This window comes from Pseudomonas sp. PA-4-8C (assembly GCF_021606625.1).
In the GTDB taxonomy this organism is placed as follows: Bacteria; Pseudomonadota; Gammaproteobacteria; order Pseudomonadales; family Pseudomonadaceae; genus Aquipseudomonas; species Aquipseudomonas lactis.
In genome coordinates this window covers 1-2,793 of record NZ_WKCD01000440.1, presented here as the reverse complement: position 1 = coordinate 2,793, position 2,793 = coordinate 1, and the positions used below count along the sequence as shown (strand labels likewise).

2 protein-coding genes are annotated in these 2,793 nt (G+C 52.2%); both read right to left on the bottom strand.

The genetic code is table 11. The annotated features are described in order from the left end of the window. Positions 1-946: nucleoid-structuring protein H-NS (locus GIW04_RS29615; protein ID WP_236479523.1), on the bottom strand; the 946-nt coding region annotated here is incomplete at its 3' end. A 287-nt stretch (positions 947-1,233) separates the two neighbouring features. Beyond that, positions 1,234-2,154 carry a LysR family transcriptional regulator gene (locus tag GIW04_RS29610; protein WP_087149706.1) on the bottom strand — a complete coding sequence of 307 codons (921 nt, stop codon included), beginning with the start codon at positions 2,152-2,154 and terminating at the stop codon, positions 1,234-1,236. Positions 2,155-2,793 lie beyond the last annotated feature (639 nt).

Sequence of the window (2,793 nt, the reverse complement as noted above, 5' to 3'; positions counted from 1 at the left end):
GATCCTGTTGATGCATGATTTCAAGAGCACGATACTCGGACGTCAGTTGAAAGCGCTCGACGGTTTCTCGCATGCGTTTTGTACTGTCGAACGGGAAGTTATACGCCCCCATAATGATGTCCAGCAGAGGGCTTGGGATGTTGTTGAATGGGATAGACGCCGCGGTCAGGTTCGAAAGTTCAAGAACCTTGACGAGGTCAAATCCATGATTAGTGCCAATGCGCTCGAGATAGGCGACGAGCATGCTCAAGTGCAAGTTGCCGGCCCCTTTCCCCATCCCGCATATGGACGTGTCGATGTACTCGGCGCCCGATTCGATGGCAGCGGCTGCGTTAGCCAGAGCCATTGAAAGATTGTTATGGGCGTGGAAACCCAATGGCACTGCCAGTCGGTTGGAGAGACGACTGATCAGTCGATCAACATCGCTTGGGAGCATGTGCCCATTAGAGTCTGCGAAACAGATGATGTCTGCGCCAGCGCCCTCAGCGCGCACCGAGGTGTCAATGACGGCACTGAGCGTTTGTGCCGTCACATGGGTGACATTGGCACTAACGCTGAAACCGTAATCGCGAGCGAGTGAAAGAGTGGCAAGCCCTTCGGTCAACTGCTCTCGGCGTAAGCAAACTCGGATCATCGAGACGCCCTGCTCCTTGAGCATGGCGAAATCCTCGTTACCCACGTTTTTAGGGTGGACCATCACCGCAAGCTCGATTCGGCCACCGCCAGCCTGGCGAACGCGCTCAATAAAATCAGCATTTATATTGCTCGTCAGTCCATGCTCAACTTTGGGCGCGAACGACCCCCTGCAATAACCAACCTCACATACATTAATCCCGGCCTCTGCCAAGCTTGATGTTATTACCAGGGCCTGTTCGTCCGTGAAGTTGAAATTATTGCGATATCCTCCGTCACGCAGCGTGACGTCCACAACTTTTACTTTCCCCATGATAATTTCTCCTGCGGTTGATGGCAGTTAAGAGGTGGGCACACATTTGACCGAAGATAGTTAATCCCCCCTTTATTTTTTTTGTAGGGGGTGACCTTCGTTGGGTATATAGAGCCAGCCGAAACTCATTGCAGTTCGGTCTTGCAAGCACCTGTTGAGGTGTTCGGTATTGATCCTCGTCAATACGTGTAGTTTTGTAAACGTGCGTTAATCACCGGTGCCTGTGAATTTTTTCCCATACTGGATCAACGCCGACTGACACAGGGCGCTTGATCAGCTTGTTGCCTTTAATCATTGTCGTAGAAGCAGGCCTCAACGTAATTCATGGCGGCCTGGATTGAGGGGATCGCACGGAAGTCTTCGTGCACGCCTAGCCAGACGTCCACCATCAACGGGTCTGCAAGCTCAAGCCGGCAAAGCTGTGAGCTATGTTGCACTGCGAAGCTGGGCAGCAGCGCAATGCCCACGCCGGCCTCGGCTGCCCGGACCTGCAGCTCGACCGTTTTCGCTTTGAGGACGCATGGACGATCCCCGACAATTTTTTTTAGCCAGTCATTTTGAGGAAGTGTCATGGCTTCGGCTTCGTAGCCGATGAACTCATATTGCTCGGGGGAGCGGTCTTGGAGATAGGTCTTGGCGCCATAGAATGAAAAGGAGGCCGAACCTATCCGCCGCGCGACAATGCCAATTTGGCGAGGCTTGGCGAAGCGAATGCACAGATGTGTCTGGCACTTGGACAGAGACGAATACTGGCTATCGCCTAGAAGACGCAAAACTATGTTCGGATGCGTTGACCGGAAACGTCCTAGGTTGGGGATCAGTTTCTCGGAGGTAACGGAAGGCGGGGCGCTGACCGTCACCTCGACAACTTGCTGGGTTTGCGCGGCTGCGACAGCCAGACGTTCAATCGCCTCCGTTTGAGTCTCGATCTGTTTTCCCAGGTCTGCGAGTTTGCGCCCGACCGTTGTAAGTTCGTACAGGCGCTTTCTACGATCAACTAATTTTACACTGAGTGATTTTTCAAGCGCCGCGATACGTCGAGACACAGTAGCATGCTCGACGCCCAAGACACGCGCCGCTCCACTCAAGGAGTTCACTTGGGAGAACGCCACGAAGTAACGGAGGTCTTCCCAGTTTAAATGTGCTGTTTGACAGGATATAGCTGGCTCTGCATTCGACGCGATTCTATTCCTGGATGCTATATTCATTTAATATTTCCTTATATCAATAGCAACGGTAAAAAATGTCGGGCACAACCGACGGAGTAGTAATTATCCAGGCAGGCTCAATGCTGGATAAGTCCTATTGGATCCAATGTGGAAACTGAATCGCATCGATGTTATGTGTTTGCGCAGGGTCTATGTGCGTCGCAAATGTCAGATCACAAAGGACAAAACTGTCCGATATTTTGGTGACTCGCGTTGTGTTTTTCTGGTAGGGGGGGGCGATGCAATTGGCAGCTGTCGAGCGGCGATAGGAGGTTACCGCGTCATCGGAGTGCGCTGAAGTGTAGTGCTTAATTTCCAAACCGCAGAAACCACAAAGCCCCGCATTGCGGGGCTTCTAGATATGGTGCTGGCACCAGACGAACGGTATGTTTCGGCGAGACGAGGTTTTCTGCGGGTCTGGAAGTCAGTGGAAAATTTGGCGTACTCCAACTAGTAACTATAAAAAATCAGCTAGTTATGGTGCTTAGTGGAATCGAGTCGGGGGTTTATAAAGGGCGGCGGCAAAAACTGAGTGCAACACCTGACCTTTCCGGTAGGGTGTTGCCATGTCTTATCACGAACTCAGCGTTGAAGAACGCTCCGATATCCAGGTCAGTCTGCTGCGTGGCATGAGCCAGC

Excerpts from the sequence above, each read along its gene's own strand:
- GIW04_RS29610 (WP_087149706.1), bottom strand. The coding sequence starts at position 2,154 with ATGAATATAGCATCCAGGAATAGAATCGCGTCGAATGCAGAGCCAGCT.